The sequence below is a fragment of the Endozoicomonas gorgoniicola genome, from assembly GCF_025562715.2.
In the GTDB taxonomy this organism is placed as follows: domain Bacteria; phylum Pseudomonadota; class Gammaproteobacteria; order Pseudomonadales; family Endozoicomonadaceae; genus Endozoicomonas_A; species Endozoicomonas_A gorgoniicola.
Map to the genome: position 1 here is coordinate 4580095 of NZ_JAPFCC010000001.1, position 21765 is coordinate 4601859.

Genomic DNA, 21765 nt, shown 5'->3' on the forward strand with positions numbered 1-21765 from the left:
GGTGCGGACCCGCACGCCGGTGTGATGTGGGGGCTGGAGGTTAGAGACCTCCGGCTACCCGATTTAGCTGCCATCACAACTGCATTGTTCGTTGATAACTCCAAACCAGAAGCTGCAACTCCCGCCATTTGCTGTGGGCTATCCGCCATGTAGAGCTGAGAGAGGCAGAGGTGTTGAGTTCACACTCTGAACCCAAAAGCTGAGAGTTTGTAAAACTTGATCCTTGCACTGAATCAAAAACCGACCAACTGCTTTAGACTTACCGCCAGTGACAGCAGAAAAGGTGGTGTGGCTGAAACTGGCGTTGCAAATTTTTTGCGAATGAAAGTAGGACTTTATCGCCAGGGGCAATGAACCCAACCCAACGTTGAGAGAGGCGCTATTGCTGACAAACACCGAACTGAACATCACCCATCTTGTCATTCTGGATGGTGAGTTTGTCTTCGGTGCCGCCCTGGTAATCCACATTGTAGGGCGGGTCTGTCCACACCATATCCACAGGCTCACCCTGTACCAGCTGTTCGATGTGTTCCGGGTTGGTGCCGTCGCCACACATCAGACGATGGGTGCCTAAAATCCAGATATCTCCGGGCTGGCAGGTGGTTTTCTCGCTGGGTTCCGGGCAGTCATCGTCGTCGGTCAGACCATCTTCCGGTTTATCCAGCAGGTCAGAGGAGGCGAGAGTTTCCAGCAGGCTGTTCAGCTCGTCATTGTCCACCTCGATGCCTTCCAACTCAGCAAGAGAATCAGACCGGATCTGGCAGTCCATGAATGACATGAATTCGTCGTCTAAAAAGGCCACTGAGAGCAATGAGTAAAATTAAAAATAGCCCCAACCCAGCCCCAGGCTATCTGAAAACAGCCATAAACAGCTGATTAGATGGACTATTTTGCTTTTGTTGCTTTTTCGGTCAGTAGAAGCAACAAATGAGAATCAAAAAGCGAGTCGCTATAATCTCCTGATCCAAAATTCTTTTTAAGAAAACAACAGAGGCTGTAAGCCTGAATGATGAGTAAAAACTCCGCTCAACGCTTTTTGTTTGAAAACGCCGATATTCGTGGCGAAATCATTTCCATGGACAGCTGTTTTACCGATGCGCTGGCTGCCCATGACTACCCACAGAATGTGCGTGAACTGCTGGGAGAGCTGGCAACCGCTGCCCTGCTGCTGAGTTCCACGCTGAAGTTCGAAGGTATTCTCAGCCTGCAGGCAAAGGGTGAAGGCCCTCTGTCCCTGCTGATGGTTGAATGTACTGATCAGAAAACCTTTCGAGCGCTGGCTCGCTGGGAGGAAGGTGCCGACCTGTCCGGCCTCGGTCTTAAAGCCCTGCTGGGTAAAGGTACGCTGGTGATGACCATCGATCCTCACAAAGGTAACCGTTATCAGGGGGTTGTGCCTCTGCATCATGAATCCCTCGCAGACAGCCTGAAAGACTATTTCCAGCAGTCAGAGCAGCTGCCGACCGAGTTCTGGATTGCCAGTAATGGTGACCAGTGTGCGGGTATGCTGTTGCAGGCTCTGCCAGCGGGTGTCGAGGCGTCCGATGACGTTCGTGAAGAGTCGTGGAACAGACTCTCTATTCTGGCGAACACGGTGACCAGCGATGAACTGCTGTCTCTGGATCATGAAACGTTGCTGAACCGTCTTTACCATGAAGAAGACGTTCGTCTGTTTGATGAAGAGCCGGTTGCATTCAACTGTAACTGTTCCCGCCCAAGAAGTGCCAAAATTCTGCATAGCCTGGGGCGTGCAGAAATTGACGCTATTCTTGCAGAAAGTGGTGAAGTGGCTATGGACTGTCAGTTCTGCAACCAGAAATACGTTTTTTCTGAAACAGATGTTGCGGAAATTTTTTCGGGTCAGGAGCCCAGGCCGCACTGATCCGGCTTGTTTCTGATCTATCTGTAGCAGCCTGATGCAATGTCAGGCTGCTGCTTTACCTGACGCACCAGGAGGCAACGCAAAACAACATCAAAATGCTCACCTATTGTGCTATCAGCACCTTGTATTAACAAACTTTGACTTCAGACAACGTTTTCCAATTCGATAACCGTTAGCTTATTAAATAAATAGAGTAGTCAGGAAATAAGCTAAGCCTTTTAGATAACATTTTTAGAGTCAATATAACGAACAATAAGTTTAAGTTGTTTTATTTATAACTTAAGATGTGCGCAAGCACACAGAATAACAAAGTTTTTCATAATAGAGCATAAATAACTACTACAAGCTTGGGAGAGCTATTGCTATGAGTGAAGCCAATGTAAATGTCGTGCTGGACCCCGAAGCCCTGGTTAAGGTCGGTATCAGGGATGTTCAGGAAATCGTTTACAATCCGTCGTATGATGCCCTGTTTAAAGAAGAAACCAGGCCGGAGCTGGAAGGTTACGAAAAAGGAGTTGTTACTGAACTCGGCGCTGTAGCAGTGGATACCGGCATTTTCACTGGACGCTCCCCCAAAGATAAATGGATTGTTAAGGACGAGACCACAGAAGACACTATGTGGTGGACTACGGAAGAATCCAGAAACGACAACAAACCGATCAATCAGGAAGTGTGGAATCATCTGAAGAGTCTGGTGACTACACAGCTGTCTGGCAAACGACTGTTTGTAATTGATGGTTTCTGCGGTGCGAATCCTGACACCCGACTGAGTATCCGCATTGTGACAGAAGTGGCCTGGCAGGCACACTTTGTGAAAAACATGTTCATCCGTCCAACCGAAGAAGAGCTGAAGACCTTTGAGCCAGACTTCGTGGTGATGAACGGTGCCAGGACCACAAACCCACAATGGAAAGAGCAGGGACTGAACTCTGAAAACTTCATTGCCTTCAACCTGACTGAAAAGCTGCAGGTTATCGGTGGCACCTGGTATGGCGGTGAAATGAAGAAAGGTATGTTTGCCCTGATGAACTACCTGTTACCTCTGCGCGGCATTGCCTCCATGCACTGTTCTGCCAACGTAGGTGAAAAAGGCGATGTTGCCGTATTCTTTGGTTTGTCCGGTACGGGCAAGACGACACTGTCTGCAGACCCTAAACGGGCATTGATTGGTGATGATGAACACGGCTGGGATGACGACGGCGTCTTTAATTTTGAAGGTGGTTGCTATGCCAAGACCATCAAGCTGACCGAAGAAAACGAACCCGATATCTACCGTGCTATTCGTCGCGACGCTTTGCTGGAAAACGTGACCGTCAGTGCTGACGGAAAAATTGATTTTGACGACAGTTCCAAGACAGAAAATACCCGGGTGTCCTATCCGCTGTATCACATTGATAACATTGTTAAACCGGTTTCCAGGGCTGGTCATGCCAAGCGGGTTATCTTTCTGACTGCTGATGCCTTTGGTGTTCTGCCTCCGGTTTCCAAACTGACGCCTGAACAGACCAAGTACCACTTCCTGTCTGGCTTTACTGCCAAGCTGGCAGGCACCGAGCGTGGTATTACCGAACCTACACCAACCTTCTCTTCCTGCTTCGGTGCAGCCTTCCTGACTCTGCATCCCACCCAGTATGCAGAGGAGCTGGTGAAGAAGATGGAAGAACACGGTGCTACGGCGTATCTGGTGAATACGGGCTGGAATGGTACCGGCAAGCGTATTTCCATCCAGGCCACCCGCGCCATCATTGATGCCATTATGGATGGCTCTATTGATGAAGCTGAAACAAAGACTATGCCGTATTTTGGCTTGCATGTACCTCAGAGTGTCAACGGGGTAGACGATGCCATCCTGAACCCTCAGGACACTTATGAAGATAAGGCTGAGTGGGAGCGCAAGACCCAGGATCTGGCGGATCGCTTTATTACTAATTTCAACAAGTTCACTGACAACGAGGAGGGGAAGGCTCTGGTGTCTGCCGGTCCAAAGCTGGATTGATTAACCACCTTTAGAAAAAAGTTTCAACGTCTTTTATACCTTTAGTACCTGAATGAAAACGGGAGCCCTGGCTCCCGTTTTCATGTGTAGTATGGGTCTTCAAACATCTCGATCTGTTCTTTATAAGCGTCTTCCATACGGTTTTTTAGTATCTTGAAAGCGTGGAGGGCGGGTTCCAGACGATCCTGAAATTCGGGGTGATCTTCGGTCATATACAATAACTCGCCTAGAGACTTGGTTAACTGTATGGCAATAGGGGTTAAGCCATCGATAGTTTGTGGTGGTTTATCCATGTTCTTAATCTGCGATACAACCTCTTGAATCTTAGCTTTCCATCTGCCATCCATCGTGTATTTTACGGGTAATGATCCTAATTTTTCACATATGTGACTTAGAGAAAGTTTAGGTTTGCTTGAAACATTATACCGTTCGACCTCTTTATCCAGTGCGTCAGCACTCGTATTCAGGTTATCTAATGTTTCCAGCAGCTTGGCTGAATATTTCTCCATATCACCTTGTGTGGTGACTAAGGAGGGTGAAAAGGTGTTGAAAAGCTCTGAACCTCCTGCTTTCAGAAGGGACAGACACATGCCAGAGCAGTTTTGCGTCTTACTGAGTGTTTTATAGAAGTGTTCAGGGTGATCCGGGTCTTGAACCGCTTCCCAACGTTCGCGCATTTTGTCTAAATCAAGGCCAAACATGATGAAAGTTTCCTTGCCTGATTCCTGATGCTTATCAAAGCCAACGCAGGGTAAATAGTGTTTCTCTGCCCGTCTTTGCCATTCGGCACCATTTTTACTGGATGTTTTTTGGAAAGGTAAAGGGTTGTAGTTTGCTTCTTTGATGGTTCTGTCCGTTATTTTGGGAACAGCATCTTGATGACTATCTGATTGAGATAACAGCGTTTGGGACGGCTCTGCTTCGTCATTAGCTATTAACTTACGTGCATCTACACCGTCTTGTAGTTTGAATTTTGTATCAGGCCGAAGATACATACCTTTCTCTTTTCGATAGCTTTTAGGAGTTTCAGGGAAATCCTGTGCAAGATATCGATACAGCTTCATTCTAATAGGAGCAAGCAGCCGCTTAAATAGGTTTTTAGATTGGTTCCAGTTAATTAGTCGAATGTCTCCTGGTGCCCATGTAGCGTATTCATTGACTCCAGCAATTTTATCTTTCATCGATAAAGCAGTATGAATACTGGAGTCTTTTTTCCCGGGAGTTGTCCAGTGCCTAACAACAATATGCCGTGACATACTTTTAGCATCACCACGACTCCATTTGAAATCTTCAGGCACATCAAAAACAGAAGCTTTACGAGTACAGAGTTTTTTTTCTTCCAGTTCCTGCAAGCTGGAAACCACCGGTTTCATCGCTGTAAGCTCTGCCACCGTGTTTGATGAAGGAATCTTGACCTGACGCGTTATTCCGCTTTTCAACTTTGCCCAGCCAACGGATAAAAAGCCTGCTTTTTTGCCCTGCGCCTTGTTTTGTGCATTAGAAACCTGTGCGGCAAAGCTGGCAGCATCAGCCCTGCTTTTGAAAACATAGGTGGTGAAGCCTGCTTTGCTCATGCCTTTAGCCTTGTGGATAGGTTAACCTGCTAGTTGCATCGGCTATGGCATGAAATTATGAAGCGTTCCCGAATACTCTGATCAGTCAGTAATTGAATGGTCAGAATCTGTGGGATGATATCGTTGTTTTTTGTACGACGATTGTAGCCTTTTAAGTCATTGCTGGTGGCAGCATGCAGCGACACTTTTTGTGCTTTTCCCCAGGCCTTTTTTGCCGCTTCAACAGTGGTTTCGACAATGGCTTGTTCCTGTTGTTCGTTCAGCCCACCCCTCAAGCCCTGCAAATCAATACTGCTGTGCGTATGAGTGGCCGTGAGAATAATGTTTTCTTTTGCCAGCCGGGTTTCTGTTGACAGGCGCTCCCGCACTGTTTTTGCCAGCGCCTGGCTGAAACCAATAGCGTCCAGTGAAATAAATACCAGAGAGTCGTTCACTTCATCGGTCAGGAACAGCGCCTGTACGCCAATGGGGTCATGGGAAACTGTGGCATGACGCCAGCAAAGCATGCCATAACCGGCCATACAGACGGCCTTGTCGCTGGTTTCAGGGTGTTTAGTATACGGGATAGACTGGCTGCTAAAGCCTGCACGCCATCCAGATGCACTCTGGCAGACAAATAGAAGAGCAAAGCACAGATTCAGGACTGTTGTTTTATTCATAACCATCTGAACTGGTTTTCTGATCGCTAACTCAACCTCTGCTACAGACAAAACGTCATGAACCGTTATAATTCTCCATCCAAATTCAAAGCGCTATAAATAACGAGTAAGGTTTTATGGAGATCATCTTTCAGCGTATAGCAGAAGAGCTGAATGTTCGAACAGCGCAAGTGGTTAGCGCTGTTAATTTGCTGGACGATGGTGCGACCGTGCCGTTTGTCGCCCGTTATCGTAAAGAGGCTACCGGCGGTCTGGACGACACCCAGCTTCGAGTTCTGGAAGAAAGGCTGCGCTACCTGCGTGAGCTGGAAGACAGGAGAGCAACCATCCTCAACAGTATTCGCGAGCAGGACAAGCTGACTCCGGAACTGGAAAAAGACATTTTAGACGCAGACACCAAAACGCGCCTTGAAGATCTCTACCTGCCCTACAAGCCGAAGCGGCGCACAAAAGGTCAGATTGCGATTGAAGCCGGTCTGGAGCCTCTGGCAGACAAACTGTATGAGCAGCCGGAACTTAATCCGGAGACCGAAGCCGCTGGCTATGTCGATGCGGACAAAGGTGTTGCGGATACAAAGGCAGCCCTGGAAGGAGCCCGCTACATTCTGATGGAGCGCTTCAGTGAAAACGCTGAACTGCTGGGCAAGCTGCGTAGTATGCTGTGGGAAGAAGGCATTCTTTCCAGCCGTGGCATTGAAGGCAAGGAAGAAGAAGGCGCCAAGTTCCGTGACTACTTTGAACACGACGAGGCGATTAAAAACGTTCCTTCCCACCGCATGCTGGCAATCCTGCGTGGTCGCAACGAAGGCATTCTGCAATCCAGCCTGAAGCTGGCGAATGAACCGGAATCCCGTCTGGAAACCCATCCGTGTGAAGGTGTGGTAGCGGATTTCTACGACATCGTTCATCAGGACCGTGCTGCCGACAAATGGCTGAAAGAGGTTGTGCGCTGGACCTGGCGCATCAAGCTGCTGCCACAGCTGGAAACAGAACTGATGGGAACGGTGCGTGAAAGTGCAGAGGAAGAAGCCATCAAGGTCTTTGCGAAAAACCTGAAAGATCTGTTGCTGGCAGCTCCTGCAGGTTTGCGCCCGACCCTGGGGCTGGACCCGGGTCTGCGTACAGGCACCAAAGTGGCTGTGGTTGACGGTACCGGCAAGCTGGTGGAACACACAACGATTTTCCCACACGCTCCTCAGCGCCAGTGGAAAGAGGCTCTGGGTACGCTGGCTACCCTGTGTCTGACTCATGGTGTGGAGCTGGTGAGTATTGGTAATGGTACGGCTTCCCGCGAAACTGACCGCCTGGTGGCTGAGCTGATGCGTGCCTATCCAAAACTGGGTCTGACCAAAATTGTTGTCAGCGAAGCGGGGGCGTCGGTTTACTCGGCTTCTGAACTGGCTGCCCGTGAATTCCCGAACCTGGACGTTTCCATTCGTGGCGCCGTATCCATCGCCCGTCGTCTGCAGGACCCTCTGGCGGAACTGGTAAAGATTGAGCCAAAAGCCATTGGTGTGGGACAGTACCAGCACGATGTCAGCCAGACCCAGCTGTCACGCTCTCTGGAAGCGGTTGTTGAAGACTGTGTAAACGCCGTGGGTGTTGACGTGAACACTGCTTCCAGCGCATTGCTGACCCGTGTATCCGGCCTGAACCGTACACTGGCAGACAACATTGTTGCTTTCCGTGACCGTAATGGTGTGTTCAAAAGTCGTGAGCAATTGAAAGACGTTGAACGTATGGGTGCCAAGACCTTCGAACAGGCGGCAGGTTTCCTGCGCATCATGAACGGTGACAACCCGCTGGACGCTTCTGCGGTTCACCCGGAAACCTATTCTGTGGTGGAAAAAATCGGTGGCAGGTTTGAACGTGATGTTCGCAGCCTGATTGGCGACAGTGGTTTCCTGAAAGCCCTTGACCCGAAAGAGTACACCGATGAAGCCTTTGGTGTTCCGACTGTAACTGACATCATTGCAGAACTGGACAAGCCCGGCCGTGACCCACGCCCTGAGTTCAAGGCACCGGAATTTGACGACAGTGTTGTCAAAATCAGTGACCTGAAGCTGAATATGGAGCTGGAAGGCGTGGTGACAAACGTAACGAATTTTGGTGCGTTTGTTGATGTGGGCGTTCATCAGGACGGTCTGGTGCATATTTCTGCGCTGTCTGAAAACTTTGTCAAAGACCCGGCTGAAGTCGTTAAGGCGGGTGATATCGTTAAAGTGAAGGTCATGGAAGTCGACGTTTCCCGCAAGCGTATTGGTCTGTCCATGCGTATGAAGGACAAGGCGGAAGAAGTAGCTGAAGCCCGTCAGCAACCACGTCGTGAACGTTCTGCTGGTGGTGCCGGAAAGCCACAGCAAAAGCAGCAGGGTCGTGGCGGTAACCGTCAGAAGGAAAAGGCAGCAGGTTCTTTTGCAGACCTGTTTGCTAATGCCAAAAAGCTGCGTAAATAAACGGATGTGAGTCCTGCTATCTGAGCCTGTTTAAATAACGGGCTCAGATATCGGCAAGAGGTCTGCTGATTTTTGTTTTCACAGTAAACACTGGATTAGAGAGTATGGCAGGGGTATGATCTTCGCGTTTTGCGAAATGTTTTTAAAATAATCACCTCAGCTTCACTATCCATGGTCAGTATTGTGTACCATGATCGCCCCTGTAAGCAGCGCTTTTCATTACTAAAGCTAATCAGAAGCTCTTTGTGCTGTCTGTTTGCTTTTGGGGGTATCGGTAGTGCTGTGGCTGATCCGATTTATCATCTGTCCGGGCAGGTGTCTTCTGACCGGGCTGACCAGACAGATGACAATGTTGAGCAGGATTATGGTGTGCCGATTTTCAGGATTAGTGAGTTCATCTGGTTTGACATTACCATTGATCTGCCCGCCCATCCGGAAACCGCCGAGGAGGTAGAAGAGCAGAGAAATCGCAATGCTCAATTCCGTAAATCGGGCAAGCCTGAAACTCTAATCTTTTTACCTGATTTCAACGAAATCACCGAAGGGATTCGTCTTCGTTTTCATTACCTGTTCAATTGATTTCTTCCCCGGTGTCTTGAAAACACAATAATCGATACCATTTATCAATGAATTGCTCTTTGAAGTGCATGCTTCATCGTGTTTTCACAGACTGCTGGCTCATTCCTGCAGCAGGTGCATATCAGGCATGAACGCTATATAGTCCGCCTGGTAGCATAAGTACTTTCACTGAGAATCTGGTCGTGTTGCTACTGTTTCCGGTTCAGGCTGTTTCACTCACGGTACGCCGGAGTTTCCGGAGTCATTGCAATCGCAGCAGGACAGTCTTAAGTCCGACAGGCTCCCGGTATAAACAGAATTGGAACTGATCTTGACTACTCTTTACGAGCGTCGCCTGAAGCTTTTGCAGCGACCTGAACATTACAAGTTATTCAGCGGTATACGACATGGGATTGAGAGAGAAGGTCTGCGGGTCAGTCCGGATGCCCGACTGGCGCAAACGCCGCATCCGAAGGCTCTGGGCAAAACTCTGACCCACCCCTATATCACCACTGACTACTCTGAAGCGCTGCTGGAATTTATCACGCCGGTACATAACCGGATTGATGATACTCTGGATTTCCTGAATGAGCTGCATATATTCACCAGCAAGGTGATGGATAGTGAACTCTTATGGGCAGGGAGCATGCCATCCATTCTGGAAGGTGAGGCTCGCATTCCTATTGCCCGCTATGGTCATTCCAATCCGGGCATCATGAAGTCGGTTTATCGGGAAGGGCTTGCACATCGCTATGGCAAGGCAATGCAGACTATAGCCGGTTTGCATTACAACTTTTCCCTGCCTGCTGAATTGTGGCACCTTCTTGGTAAGGAAGAAGCTGGCAATGGCGGTGAACAGGCTTTTCAGTCTGGATTTTATCTGGGACTGATCCGTAACTTCCGTCGTTATTCCTGGCTGCTGATGTATCTGTTCGGTGCTTCTCCTGCTGTCAGCAAAAGCTTTTTTGCTGAGTCAAAGGAGGCTCACAGCCTTCAGAGTTTTGATGAGGACTCTCTCTTTCTTCCCTATGCCACCTCTTTGCGTATGAGCGATATGGGTTATACCAATAATGCCCAGTCATCGCTGAACATCTGTTACAACACTGTGGAAGAGTACGTGGCGAGCCTGTCAGAGGCAATCAAGACGCCGTATCCGCCTTATGAGGAAATAGGTGTTAAGCAGGGAGACAAGTATTTGCAGTTAAACGCTAACCTGCTGCAAATAGAAAACGAGTACTACAGCAATATTCGACCCAAGCGCATTGCCCGTCGTGGTGAAAAGCCTCTGGCAGCGCTGGACAGCAGAGGCATTGAATATATTGAAGTGCGATGTCTGGATATCAACCCGTTTGAACCGCTGGGGATTTCTTCAACCGATGCGCATTTTCTGGATGTTTTTCTCGTTTACAGTGGCTTAAAAGACAGCCCGGCTATAACCACTGACCGGGAGTGCCGTCGTACCACAGAAAATTACCGCAAAACTGTTGAAGAAGGTCGCCGTCCGGGTTTGATGCTGGAGTCTGAACATGGGGAGGTGTCTTTGCAGAGGTGGGGACTGGCGTTGCTGGAAGATATGCTTCCTGTTGCCCAAATGCTGGATAAAGCCAATGAAACCAGCGGCTTTACTGACAGCCTCAGGCAGCAGCAGAACAAGCTTAACGATGTAAATCTGACGCCATCAGCTAAGCTGATGGATGCTTTGCAAAAGGATTCGCAAAGCTATACGGATGCCATCCTGAATCTTTCCAGACACCATCAGGCGCATTTCATGAATAATGAAATAAGCCAGGAGAGGCAGAAGTATTTTGAGTCGCTGGCTGAGGAGTCTGTCGAGAACCAGAGGCAGCTGGAAGCGGCTGATACTCTGAACTTTGATGAGTTCCTGAAGCAGTACCACGAGTCCAGCTAAGACTTTCATTATTGAATGGCAGGGCTCTTGTAACGTTTGTAAAAAATGAAGTTAAGGTCGGATTACGAACAGCTGATCCGGCTTTATCAATAGAACAGCAACGCAGGCCCAACAATAATGACCACTCCCCCCCGTTCAAGGTTGATTTTTTTATTCGTGTTAGCCGCCAGTGCGGCGCTGATGGCGTTTTCATTTTACTTTCAGTTCGCTTTAGAGCTGGAACCCTGCCCACTGTGCATTTCTCAGAGAATTGTTATCACGGGACTTGGTATTGTTGCGCTGGTGGCAGCCCTGCACAACCCGGTCAACAGTGGCTATCGCCGGTATGGATTTTTTCTGGCTCTGTTCAGTCTGACTGGTGCGTTACTGGCGGTCAGACAGATATGGATACAGAACCTGCCACCGGAAAGCGTGCCTGCCTGTATGCCCGGGATTGAGTACCTTGTTGATATTCTTCCTGTTACAGACCTTCTGAGAATCATGCTGACAGGGACAGGTGATTGTGCAGAAGTTCAATGGGTTTTTCTTGGGCTGACGATTCCCGGCTGGACTTTGATTATCTTTGTTGGCTTTATCCTTGTAGGTTTATTTGAATGCCTGAGAAAAAGAAGCTGTATTGTTTAATCGTCTATGTGGGCAGCTTTTGCTTTCTGCACTGGCTATTAATGAACAAATGGCATCGCCTAAATGGAACTGTCGACTCAACTAGAAATAATTTTTTCTAATTAAAGATTTTTTTTATATTTTGAATTGCAAGTTGAAAACGAAATGAGCCCTAAAATACAAGGGTTTCACCGTGATGATTTTGTTTTAGAGAAAAAAGCTTATGGATATTTTGCAATTTGCCTCTTGCCGCAAAAAATTCACTGTCATAATCTAGCAACTGAATCATCAAATAACCGGTGACTAAGTGATGCCGTTTCCATATCGATGATAAGATCCAAACGTCAAGAGGAACTGCCATGCTGGAGGGTTGCAAATCGGCCAAAGAGCGTTGGGGAGGCGTATCGCATATTATTGATCGCTGGCTCGGCGAACGTCAGGAATTGATTGTCCTTTTCTGTTCAGTCAATGGAATGGATCAATTTCACGATGACAAGCGCCCTGTCGCCAATAAACTAGAAGAAATGTGCCAGATTCTGGTTGACTATGCATCATCCGGGCATTTCGAAGTCTATGAGCAGCTTGTACGGGAGGGTATGGAGTTTGATGATGGTGGTATTCAAGTTGCCCAGTCCATCATCCCAAAGCTGGAAACAAATACGCAGGTTTGCCTCAGGTTTAATGATACCTGTGAAAGTATCAGTAGTGTTCAGATGTTGCATAACTCCCTGTCTGAGCTGGGGGAAGCACTGGAAGAACGCTTTTCACTTGAAGATAAACTGATCGAAGTTCTGCACGAATCGCACCGCGACCTGGTTACACAGGCTGACTGAATTTACAGTGTGCTTTACGGTTAGTCTGTTTAATGCAATATCGCAGGGACAGGATAAAAAGTCCGGACTAATAAATCCGGACTTTTTATACAGGAACGCTATTTTTTCTCGTCTTTTTTAGCGTTGTCTTTTTTCACTTCAATCAGTTCCACTTTGAAGGTAAGTACTTCATTGGGGCCAATTTTGCCCGGAATTCCTCCGGGGCCATACGCCAGATCGGCAGGAATAAATAACTCCCAGGTTGAACCTTCAGGCATCGCCTTCAAGGCTTCTGTCCAGCCACGAATCACCTGATTGAGTTTAAACGTCGCAGGTTGTTTTCGTTCATAAGAGCTGTCAAAGACAGTGCCATCCAGCAGTTTGCCCTCGTAATGAACAGTGACTTCACTGGTTTCAAGTGGCTTTTCGCCTTTGCCTTCTTTAATAATTCTGTATTGAAGACCACTTTCCATGGTAGTGATACCGGGTTTTTTGCCATTTTCTTTCAGGAAAGCCTGCCCTTTCTCAAGGTTTTTAGCGGCTTCTTCCTGCAGTTTTTTCTGTCGTTTTTCTTCCTGTTCTTTACGGGCTTTTTCAATAAGCTGGAACATCTCCTGCTTATCCAGCTCCAGAGGCTTACCTTCCAGAGTGTCTTTTATTCCTTTGGAAAGGGCGTCAGCATTGACTCCTTCAAACTGCTTAAGCTGCTCAGCAAGAATCGCCCCCAGACTATAGCTGACTTTATCAGCTTCCGATTCCAGTGCAGCAGAAGACTGGAGGGTATATGACATCAATGCGATGCCGACCAAAGCTTTTAATCTCATGGAGTGTCTCTTTATGTAGGTTGTCTGGGATGCAAAAATAGCTTTTTTGTCCTTGCATCGTAATTTTTCCATCTTTGTGCATATATTAAAAGATATCAAGCAATCTGGAACATTTTTTTGTAAAAAACCCTTCTTTTATAGTGTTATTGTTATTTTAATGCTGTTTGCATAACTCAATTTTTAAAAAGTTACGAATGTTTTTTTGGAATTTAATTAAGAAAAAATTTGCAGTCCTGTAATAAGCGCTCTATGTTTTTACTTAAAACTGGGTATTAATTATTCAGATTTTTTATATGCAGTAATTTACGAAGTAATGGAGTACTTAATAAAGGCAATGACGAGGGACGACAAATGCCTGTAGCCAAGAGAAAACCAGCAGCTAAAAAACCGGCTGCTAAAAAACCAGCGGCCAGAAAGACTGCTAAAAAAGTAGTTAAAAAGGCAGCTGCCCGTAAAGTAGATCCGGTTAAAAAGCTTGAGAAAGAAATTGATGCTCTCAAGAAAAAACTGGATAAAGCCAAGGAGTCTTTGAAAAAGGCCAAGGCTAAAGCAAAAGCTTCTGCCAAGAAGGCTGCTGCTAAAAAGCCTGCCGCCAAAAAGACGACCAAAAAAGCCGCTACCAGAAAGAAAGCTACTACGAAAAAGACGGTAGCCAGAAAAAAGCCTGCGGCTAAAAAGGCAGCTACCAAGAAAAAGGCACCAGCCAGTAAGGCCGCTAAAAAGACAGTAGCTAAGAAAAAAGCACCCGCCAAAAAAGCTACCAGTAAAGTAGCTGCCAAGAAGAAAGCTCCTGCTAGAAAAGCTGCCAGCAGAAAGAGAGCGACTAAAAAGAGTTAAGCCTTTTTTGCCTGTAGGCTTATCCGGCAGGGGGGCTTCCCCCCTGCATTTTTCCTATAACGATTTTCATTCCCTCTCGCTTGCATTTTGCGAGTGCTTCCTTAGTGGTGGTATATCGACGGTGTAGCGGTGATTTAGTAGCGATATCGTAACGATACCTGCCACTCTTTTTATTGGACATGTTTTGTTTAACAGCAGTTGTTTAACAGCAGTTGTTTAACGAGAGTTGTTTCCCAAACCTTTCTCCCTCCAGTAAATTCCTTATAATGCGCGGCATGATCACATTGAATTCAGTCAGCTTACAGCGCTCTGGAAAAGTCTTGCTTGAAGGCACCAGTGCAACAATTCATCACGGCCAGCATGTCGGGCTGGTGGGAGCCAACGGTTGCGGCAAGTCCAGCCTGTTAGCCCTGCTTATGGGAGAACTGCAGCCAGACCAGGGCGATGTATCCATTGATCTGGGGCGGGGCATTGCCCACATGGCTCAGGAAATCAAGGCGCTTGAGCGCAAGGCAGTCGAATACGTTCTTGATGGGGATGAGCAACTCCGTGCCATCGAGCAGAAGATTAATAACGCTGAAGCCACAGGGCAGCACGAAAAACTGGCCGAGCTTCATGAGCAGCTGCTGCAGGCCGACGGTTATACGGCTCGCTCCAGGGCTGAACAGATGTTGCACGGCCTGGGCTTTAGTAATGACCAGATTGAAAACAGTGTCAAAGACTTTTCCGGTGGCTGGCGTATGCGCCTGAATCTGGCACGTACCCTGATGAGTCCGTCTGACGTTTTGTTCCTTGACGAGCCGACCAACCACCTGGACCTTGATGCCATCGTCTGGCTGGAAGGTTTCCTGCAACGCTACCAGGGAACATTGGTGGTCATTTCCCACGACCGGGATTTTCTCGATGCAGTTACCGATATCACCATTCATATTGAACACCAGAAAACCAACACTTACCGGGGCAATTACTCTGCCTTTGAACGAATGCGTGCTGAACGGCTGCAACAGCAACAGGCTGCGTTTGAGAGACAGCAGAAGCAACGGGAACACATGGAAAAGTTCGTAGAACGTTTCCGCGCCAAGGCTACTAAAGCCAAACAGGCCCAGAGCCGTTTAAAAGCGCTGTCCCGGTTAGAAGACATTGCTCCGGCACATGTGGATTCGCCTTTTACCTTTCGTTTTCCTGAACCGGATAAAATGTCGTCCCCCCTGCTGTCGATTGACCAGGGAGAGCTGGGCTATGGGGATAAGGCACTGCTGAAGCTTAAACTCAGTGTTTTGCCTGGCTCTCGTATCGGTCTGCTGGGGGCGAATGGTGCCGGTAAATCCACCCTGATTCGCACACTGGCGCAGGAGCTGCCACTGATTGGTGGTAAACGACAGGATGGTGAGCATTTGGAAGTGGGCTATTTTGCCCAGCACCAGCTGGAAAGCCTGGACCCTCACGCCAGTCCTGCCCTGCATTTGCAGAGGATTAGTCCGGATGCAAGAGAGCAGGAACTAAGAAACTTTCTGGGTGGCTTTGGCTTTCATGGCGATAAAGCGACAGAAACCATTGAAGGCTTCTCCGGTGGCGAGCAGGCCCGGCTGGCTCTGGCGATTGTTGCCTGGCAGAAGCCTAACCTTTTATTGCTGGACGAACCGACCAACCACCTTGATCTGGAAATGCGCCATGCGCTGACCATGGCGTTACAGGAATTCGAAGGGGCGATGATTCTGGTTTCTCACGACAGAAACCTGTTACGCAGCACGACGGATGAACTGCTGCTGGTGCATGATGGCAGAGTGGATGTGTTTGCAGGTGATCTGGACGACTACAGTGACTGGCTGACAAAACAGCGTACACAGGCTACTGAGCAACAGAACGAAGGTTCTGAAGAAGTAGCAGCGCATTCAGCCCGGGGAAGAAAAGATCAGAAACGCCTTGCTGCTGAACGCCGTAACGCCATGCGACCATTGAAGAGGCAGGCAGAGAAGCTGGAGTCTCAACTGGACAAACTGCAAACTCGTTTGGCGGCTGTGGAAGATGAACTGGCGGATTCATCGATTTACGATGCTGCGGAAAAAGACCGACTCAAAAACCTGCTGGCAGAGCAGACAGACCTGACCAAAGGTATTAATAACACCGAAGAAGAGTGGATGACGGCTCTTGAAGAGCTTGAGGCATTTGAGCGGGAACTGTCGTAGATATGGCAGGGTTATAACGATACCAGTTCATAAACTCAATGAGTTTGACGTGTTGTGCAGGTTGGGTCGAGCGGTAGCGATACCCAGCATGGCGATCAGGAATTAGTTTCCGTGTTGGGAGTTACCCTGAAGAGTACAAGCGCTGCGCTTGCTCCAACCTGCATAACTAAGCATCAAGCTTCGTAAGCAACTTCTTCTTCAGTGACACCGTCTTCAGAAACGTTGTCCAGTTTACCCAGTAAAGCACCAACGCGCTCACCCCAGGCACTTAATTCCTGCTTCAGTTCAGCGTTTTCCTGCTCCATGCGGTTATTGGCAGTGCGCAGCTCTTCCAGTTCCATACGAGTCAGTTCGAGCTTGTCGATCAGGTTTTGCAGCTTGGATTCCAGATGGCCTAAGGATTCAATGGACATATGTGTTTCTAGCACCAGCATTTTGTCAGTTAACAGGGCTCTCTGCGGATACGCATACAGGCGGGTATAGCAGCAGAGTTTCGTACTCAGGCATACGATAGCACATAGTTTTAATAAGTACCTCGTTGCAAAGTCAGTTTACTTATCCGTACTTTTACCTTTTTACAATTATGCGCCGCGAAAAAAGTATTTCGTAAGGGAATCGTAAGTTCTGGCGATCTGGAATTTATGGTGGATTTAGCAACTATACTTGGCGAAATTGAATAGCGAAGATTACCGCTATCTGACATGTAAATGGGCCATATTGGTCAGATGTCTTGTTATTTGCATCACCATACACGCTGTCACTGATGCTGGCAGTTTCTTCTTGATCAGTCAGTAGCACGTCTGAAAGCTGTATTTCCGGAAGAGAGATGGCGGTGTACCCGGGGGCTTTTGCCTCAAGGAGTATTGCATGAGCGAGACGACACAGCCCTGTGCCAGAATCGTTTCTGTGCTCAATGTTGAAGATGAAGCCATGCGCGCTTTTTACAACTCTCTCACACACGACCAGAGTGTCGAAGATTACATCTCTGCACGGCATCTGCATTTTGCTTCACAGACTGTCGAAGGTGTGTTTCTTAATCATTTGTTGGCTCTGACCGAGCTGGCTCTGGATCATTGCAGTTCTGCCAGCTGACAACCATCACCATTGCCGATAAACTGCAACGTCCTGTTCCTGTGATGTCTGCTGATTCTGGTAGATGCAGGAGCGGGAGGGGGCTGAATACTTCGAATAAAACCAGGCTCCGTAAACAGCTTCAACAAAGCTCCGGGAATGGAGCGCATAAGACCAGATAAGACTAAGTAGAACGACAGGAAGTATTATGCCAGATGTCATACCAGCCCATTCGGTAGGGCTGGTTACGCCTCAGACCCTTCGTTTTGATGAACCTCTCGAATTGAGTTGTGGTCGTACCTTGCCCGGTTTTGATCTGGTGGTCGAAACTTATGGAACCCTTAATGCCGATCACAGCAATGCGGTGCTGATCTGTCATGCCCTGAGTGGACACCACCATGCTGCCGGTTATCATTCCATGGACGATCGTAAACCCGGGTGGTGGGATAACTGCATTGGTCCTGGCAAACCTATTGATACTGAACGTTTTTTTGTGGTCAGTCTGAATAACCTTGGAGGCTGTCATGGCAGTACCGGGCCGGTCAGTATCAATCCGGATACTGGCAAACCCTATGGCCCGGACTTCCCGATAGTCACGGTAGAAGACTGGGTACAGAGCCAGGCTCGTTTATCCGATCGCCTCGGTATTGAACAATGGGCTGCTATTGTAGGCGGCAGTCTTGGAGGTATGCAGGTACTGCAGTGGTCTGTCGCTTATCCGGATCGTTTGCGACATGCGGTTGTGATTGCTTCTGCGCCCAAGTTGTCAGCACAGAATATCGCCTTTAACGAGGTGGCACGTCAGGCGATTATGTCCGATGAACAGTTCCGTGAAGGTCGTTATCTGGAGCATGAAACCATTCCGCGCAGCGGGCTTGGGCTGGCTCGAATGGTGGGCCATATCACCTATCTGTCAGACGATGCCATGGGCGCCAAATTTGGTCGGGAACTCAAGAACGATGCATTCAGTTTTGATTATGACGTGCAGTTTCAGATTGAGAGCTATCTGCGTTATCAGGGTGAAAATTTCTCCGGCTACTTCGATGCCAATACTTACCTGTTGATGACCAGGGCGCTGGATTACTTCGACCCTGCCAGGCAGCATAACGATAACCTTGCCAAAGCCCTGTCAGCGGCCAGCGCTAAATTTATGCTGGTGTCGTTTACGACCGACTGGCGTTTTTCTCCTGAGCGTTCCCGGGAAATTGTGGATGCGTTGCTGGAATCTGAGAAAGAGGTCTCCTATCTCGAAATTGATGCGCCTCAGGGACATGATGCCTTCCTGATGGATATACCCCGCTATATGCAGGCGATTTCGGCGTATATGGACCGGGTTGCGGCCGGTTGTGGTGCGGTCAATAGTGGTGCGGTCAATAGTAGCGCGGTCAATAGTCGTCCTTCGGTTAAAGCGTGCGATAGCAGGGAGAGGCAGGCATGAGCAAACGTAATGATTTCGATATCATACGACAGTGGATAAAACCACAGAGTCGGGTTCTGGATCTTGCCTGTGGCGACGGCGAACTGCTGAAATCTCTGAAGCAGGAAAAGCAGGTAAAAGGCTACGGTCTGGAGATCAACCCCCAAAATATTGAACGCTGCATTGTTAATGGCATTAATGTCCTTGAGCAGGATGTTGATCAGGGGTTGAGGAATTTCCGTGATGGCAGTTTTGATACTGTGATCATGACTCAGGCGTTGCAGGTACTGCGCCACCCTCACCTTGTTCTGGATGAAATGCTCCGGGTGGGCAGGGAATGTATTGTTACTTTCCCGAACTTTGGGCATTGGCGCTGTCGCTGGTACTTATCCACACAAGGTAAAATGCCTGTATCCAGGTTTATGCCGTATACCTGGTATGACACGCCGAATATTCACTTCTGTACGTTCAGGGATTTTGAGGAACTGTGTCGGCAGAAGCAGTTAACTGTCATTGAGCGGCTGGTAGTGGATAATGCTCACAAAGGGGATTGGAAAACTAAGTTGTTCCCAAACCTGATGGGCGAAATTGCGATTTATCATCTAACCAGGTGATCTGGAAATAACCAGGTGATCTTGAAATAAAGAGGTGCAGCATGAAAATAATAAATAGCAAAAAATCGTTTTTAGTACTTCTGGCCGGTTTTCTGATATTTGGCAGCGGATGGGCTGCCCCTGTTTCTGAAGCAGCCGTTCCTGAAGCAAGGCTGCTGAAAAATGAGCCCCTGCGCTTCGGAGATTACGAGGTGTATTTTTCAGCATTCAACAGTACGTTCATAACACCGGAAATTGCCAGAGCTTACCAACTGGAGCGGAGCCCGAAATACGGTCTTGTGAACATTGCTATTCGTAATGTTAAAGACAGTGAGGTTGGCAAAGCAGTGACTGCACAGCTGGAAGGTCAGCAGAAAAACCTTCTGCAACAGTCAGTGTCTCTGCAGTTTAAGGAAGTAAAGGAAGGCCCGGCAGTCTACTATCTGGCAGGTTTCCGGTTCAGTAATGAAGAGCTGCTGGAATTCAGCATCGACGTAAAGCCTGAAGGTTCGGACACCAGTTATCCGGTTAAATTCAGGCAGACTTTTTATCAGGACGGCAAATAGTTGTCCTAAATCGAGAGAAGACATTATCGTGAGTGGTGAGCATCGCCAGATTGTTCTGGCCAGTGGCAATCAGGGTAAACTGCGGGAATTCCAGCATCTGCTGGCTAAACTGAACATCGACATGCTGCCGCAGAGTCAGTTTAATGTGGATTCTGAGGAAGAGACAGGGCTGACCTTTGTTGAGAATGCGATTCTCAAAGCCCGCCATGCAGCAAAAATTTCCGGGCTGCCAGCCATTGCCGATGACTCTGGCATTGAAGTGGATGCACTCAACGGTCAGCCAGGCATTTACTCTGCCCGCTATGCCGGTGAAGACGCTTCTGATGCTGAGAACAACGCCAAACTGCTGAAGAACCTTGAAGGCTTGCAGGAGACACAGCGAACCGCCCGTTTCCACTGTGTACTGGTTTACCTGCGTCATGCGGATGATCCGACACCTCTGGTGTGCCACGGTGCCTGGGAAGGACGGATTCTGGAAGCCCCCAGCGGTGACCGTGGGTTTGGTTACGACCCACTGTTTTATGTGCCTTCTGAAGGTTGTTCTGCGGCGGACCTGCCAAAGGAAGTGAAGAATAGTATCAGCCATCGTGCCGTTGCCCTGAGAAAACTGGCAGAGCAACTTCAGGCGTAAATGATCATGTTGCAACTGCCCCCCCTGAGTCTTTATGTACATATCCCCTGGTGTGTCAAAAAATGCCCTTACTGCGATTTCAACTCTCATGCCCTTAACGGCGGGTTGCCTGAACAGGCTTATGTGGATGCCCTGTTGCAGGACTTTGATCAGGAACTGAAAGCCATTCAGGGAAGGCCTCTGCAAAGTATCTTCTTTGGTGGAGGGACGCCCAGCCTGATGTCGGCAGACGGGTTTGACCGGTTGTTGCAGGGCTTGCAGCAATGGATCGCTTTCGCTGACGATATTGAAATTACTATGGAAGCCAATCCGGGTACCTATGAACACGATCGCTTCAGGCGTTATCGGGATGTGGGCATCAACCGTCTGTCTCTGGGGGTGCAGAGTTTTCAGGATGAGAAGCTGAAAGCCCTGGGGCGAATACACTGTGCAGCCGAGGCGCAGGAAGCCATTGCTTCTTTACAGTCCATTGGCTTTGATAACTTCAATATTGACCTGATGCATGGGCTACCGGGGCAAACCACAGAGGATGCGTTGTTTGACCTGAAGACGGCGATCGACCTGAAGCCGACTCATCTGTCGTGGTACCAGCTGACCATTGAACCTAATACGATTTTCTATTCAAAGACGCCCGTGTTGCCGGAAGATGATGAACTCTGGTCTATTCAGGAAAAAGGCTGGGAACTGTTGGATCAGGCTGGTTTTGAACAGTATGAAATTTCGGCGTACAGCCAGCCTGGACGACAGGCGCGGCATAATCTGAACTACTGGCAGTTTGGCGATTACATCGGTATCGGTGCAGGCGCACACGGCAAGCTGACCGACCGTGACGCCGGCAGGATTTACCGCAACTGGAAAACCCGGATGCCCGTCGACTACCTGAACGCTGAAAAGTCTTTTGAGGCTGGTCGAAGAGTGCTGGAAGCGGATGAGCTGCCGATTGAATTTATGATGAATGCCCTGAGGCTGAATGCAGGTGTTCATGAGCAACTGTTTGCAGAACACACAGGTATGAACCTGAATGTGCTGGCAGAACAACGAAGCTTTGCCATTGAACAGGGATTGCTGGAAAATAGCGACAGGCTGCAGCCTACACGTCAGGGACGGTTGTTTCTGAATAATCTGTTAGAAATGTTTGCCTGAGCCAGCCTTAACAGGCTCTTGCAGGAATAACAATAAACGTACAGGTAA

Annotated in this window: 20 protein-coding genes; 14 read left to right on the forward strand and 6 right to left on the reverse strand. The window is 48.5% G+C overall.

The features are described from left to right. Positions 1 to 379: 379 nt before the first annotated feature. Positions 380 to 778 (reverse strand): hypothetical protein, encoded by a 399-nt coding sequence (locus NX722_RS20535; protein ID WP_262564724.1) that lies wholly within the window; start codon positions 776 to 778, stop codon positions 380 to 382. 228 nt (positions 779 to 1006) lie between these two features. Between NX722_RS20535 and hslO the strand changes: the two genes are divergently transcribed. After that, positions 1007 to 1882, forward strand: a complete 876-nt coding sequence (hslO, locus tag NX722_RS20540; protein ID WP_262564726.1) for an Hsp33 family molecular chaperone HslO — start codon at positions 1007 to 1009, stop codon at positions 1880 to 1882. 364 nt (positions 1883 to 2246) lie between these two features. Then, positions 2247 to 3878, forward strand: a complete 1632-nt coding sequence (pckA, locus tag NX722_RS20545) for a phosphoenolpyruvate carboxykinase (ATP) (protein WP_262564727.1) — start codon at positions 2247 to 2249, stop codon at positions 3876 to 3878. A gap of 80 nt (positions 3879 to 3958) precedes the next feature. Here pckA and NX722_RS20550 read toward each other — a convergent pair whose 3' ends face one another. Continuing rightward, the gene (locus NX722_RS20550; RefSeq protein WP_262564728.1) at positions 3959 to 5452 is read right to left on the reverse strand and encodes a hypothetical protein; all 1494 of its coding nucleotides are present in this window, start codon (positions 5450 to 5452) and stop codon (positions 3959 to 3961) included. A 29-nt stretch (positions 5453 to 5481) separates the two neighbouring features. After that, positions 5482 to 6111: a neutral/alkaline non-lysosomal ceramidase N-terminal domain-containing protein gene (locus NX722_RS20555; RefSeq protein WP_262564729.1), complete on the reverse strand. Its 630-nt coding sequence runs from the start codon at positions 6109 to 6111 to the stop codon at positions 5482 to 5484. A gap of 116 nt (positions 6112 to 6227) precedes the next feature. Between NX722_RS20555 and NX722_RS20560 the strand changes: the two genes are divergently transcribed. From NX722_RS20560 to rsd, 5 genes are all read left to right on the forward strand, one after another. Then, a complete protein-coding gene (locus NX722_RS20560; RefSeq protein ID WP_262564730.1) occupies positions 6228 to 8567 on the forward strand; it encodes a Tex family protein in 2340 nt (779 codons plus the stop codon). Positions 8568 to 8738: 171 nt separating this feature from the next. Then, positions 8739 to 9146 (forward strand): hypothetical protein, encoded by a 408-nt coding sequence (locus NX722_RS20565; protein WP_262564731.1) that lies wholly within the window; start codon positions 8739 to 8741, stop codon positions 9144 to 9146. 310 nt (positions 9147 to 9456) lie between these two features. Further along, complete coding sequence (gene gshA / locus NX722_RS20570) at positions 9457 to 11034, forward strand: glutamate--cysteine ligase (RefSeq protein WP_262564732.1); 1578 nt, start codon at positions 9457 to 9459, stop codon at positions 11032 to 11034. Between the two features lie 117 nt (positions 11035 to 11151). Beyond that, positions 11152 to 11658, forward strand: a complete 507-nt coding sequence (locus tag NX722_RS20575) for a disulfide bond formation protein B (RefSeq protein WP_262564734.1) — start codon at positions 11152 to 11154, stop codon at positions 11656 to 11658. A gap of 338 nt (positions 11659 to 11996) precedes the next feature. Beyond that, positions 11997 to 12470, forward strand: a complete 474-nt coding sequence (rsd, locus tag NX722_RS20580) for a sigma D regulator (RefSeq protein ID WP_262564735.1) — start codon at positions 11997 to 11999, stop codon at positions 12468 to 12470. A 98-nt stretch (positions 12471 to 12568) separates the two neighbouring features. Here the strand turns inward: rsd and NX722_RS20585 are convergent, their stop codons facing one another. Both NX722_RS20585 and NX722_RS20590 read right to left on the reverse strand, forming a co-directional pair. Further along, positions 12569 to 13273, reverse strand: a complete 705-nt coding sequence (locus NX722_RS20585; protein ID WP_262564736.1) for an FKBP-type peptidyl-prolyl cis-trans isomerase — start codon at positions 13271 to 13273, stop codon at positions 12569 to 12571. Between the two features lie 272 nt (positions 13274 to 13545). Then, entirely contained in the window at positions 13546 to 14052 is a 507-nt protein-coding gene (locus NX722_RS20590; protein ID WP_262564738.1) for a hypothetical protein, read from the reverse strand. Between the two features lie 378 nt (positions 14053 to 14430). Here NX722_RS20590 and NX722_RS20595 point away from each other — a divergent pair, with 378 nt between their 5' ends. After that, complete coding sequence (locus tag NX722_RS20595) at positions 14431 to 16296, forward strand: ATP-binding cassette domain-containing protein (protein WP_322740944.1); 1866 nt, start codon at positions 14431 to 14433, stop codon at positions 16294 to 16296. A gap of 173 nt (positions 16297 to 16469) precedes the next feature. Here NX722_RS20595 and NX722_RS20600 read toward each other — a convergent pair whose 3' ends face one another. Next, positions 16470 to 16709, reverse strand: coding sequence for a cell division protein ZapB (locus NX722_RS20600; RefSeq protein WP_262564739.1), 240 nt, complete (start codon positions 16707 to 16709; stop codon positions 16470 to 16472). A 454-nt stretch (positions 16710 to 17163) separates the two neighbouring features. Between NX722_RS20600 and NX722_RS20605 the strand changes: the two genes are divergently transcribed. The 6 genes from NX722_RS20605 (at position 17164) to hemW (ending at position 21717) form a co-directional block, all read left to right on the forward strand. Further along, a complete protein-coding gene (locus tag NX722_RS20605) occupies positions 17164 to 17388 on the forward strand; it encodes a hypothetical protein (RefSeq protein ID WP_262564740.1) in 225 nt (74 codons plus the stop codon). A 187-nt stretch (positions 17389 to 17575) separates the two neighbouring features. Further along, positions 17576 to 18805: a homoserine O-succinyltransferase MetX gene (gene metX / locus NX722_RS20610; protein WP_262564741.1), complete on the forward strand. Its 1230-nt coding sequence runs from the start codon at positions 17576 to 17578 to the stop codon at positions 18803 to 18805. Further along, positions 18802 to 19398 (forward strand): methionine biosynthesis protein MetW, encoded by a 597-nt coding sequence (gene metW / locus NX722_RS20615; RefSeq protein WP_262564743.1) that lies wholly within the window; start codon positions 18802 to 18804, stop codon positions 19396 to 19398. The genes metX and metW overlap by 4 nt, the downstream gene beginning before the upstream one ends. Before the next feature lie 41 nt (positions 19399 to 19439). Further along, on the forward strand, positions 19440 to 19943 hold the full coding sequence (locus NX722_RS20620) for a DUF4426 domain-containing protein (protein ID WP_262564744.1): 504 nt from the start codon (positions 19440 to 19442) through the stop codon (positions 19941 to 19943). A 25-nt stretch (positions 19944 to 19968) separates the two neighbouring features. Continuing rightward, positions 19969 to 20574 (forward strand): XTP/dITP diphosphatase, encoded by a 606-nt coding sequence (locus tag NX722_RS20625; protein ID WP_262568701.1) that lies wholly within the window; start codon positions 19969 to 19971, stop codon positions 20572 to 20574. 6 nt (positions 20575 to 20580) lie between these two features. Then, positions 20581 to 21717, forward strand: a complete 1137-nt coding sequence (gene hemW, locus NX722_RS20630) for a radical SAM family heme chaperone HemW (RefSeq protein ID WP_262564745.1) — start codon at positions 20581 to 20583, stop codon at positions 21715 to 21717. Positions 21718 to 21765: the final 48 nt, after the last annotated feature.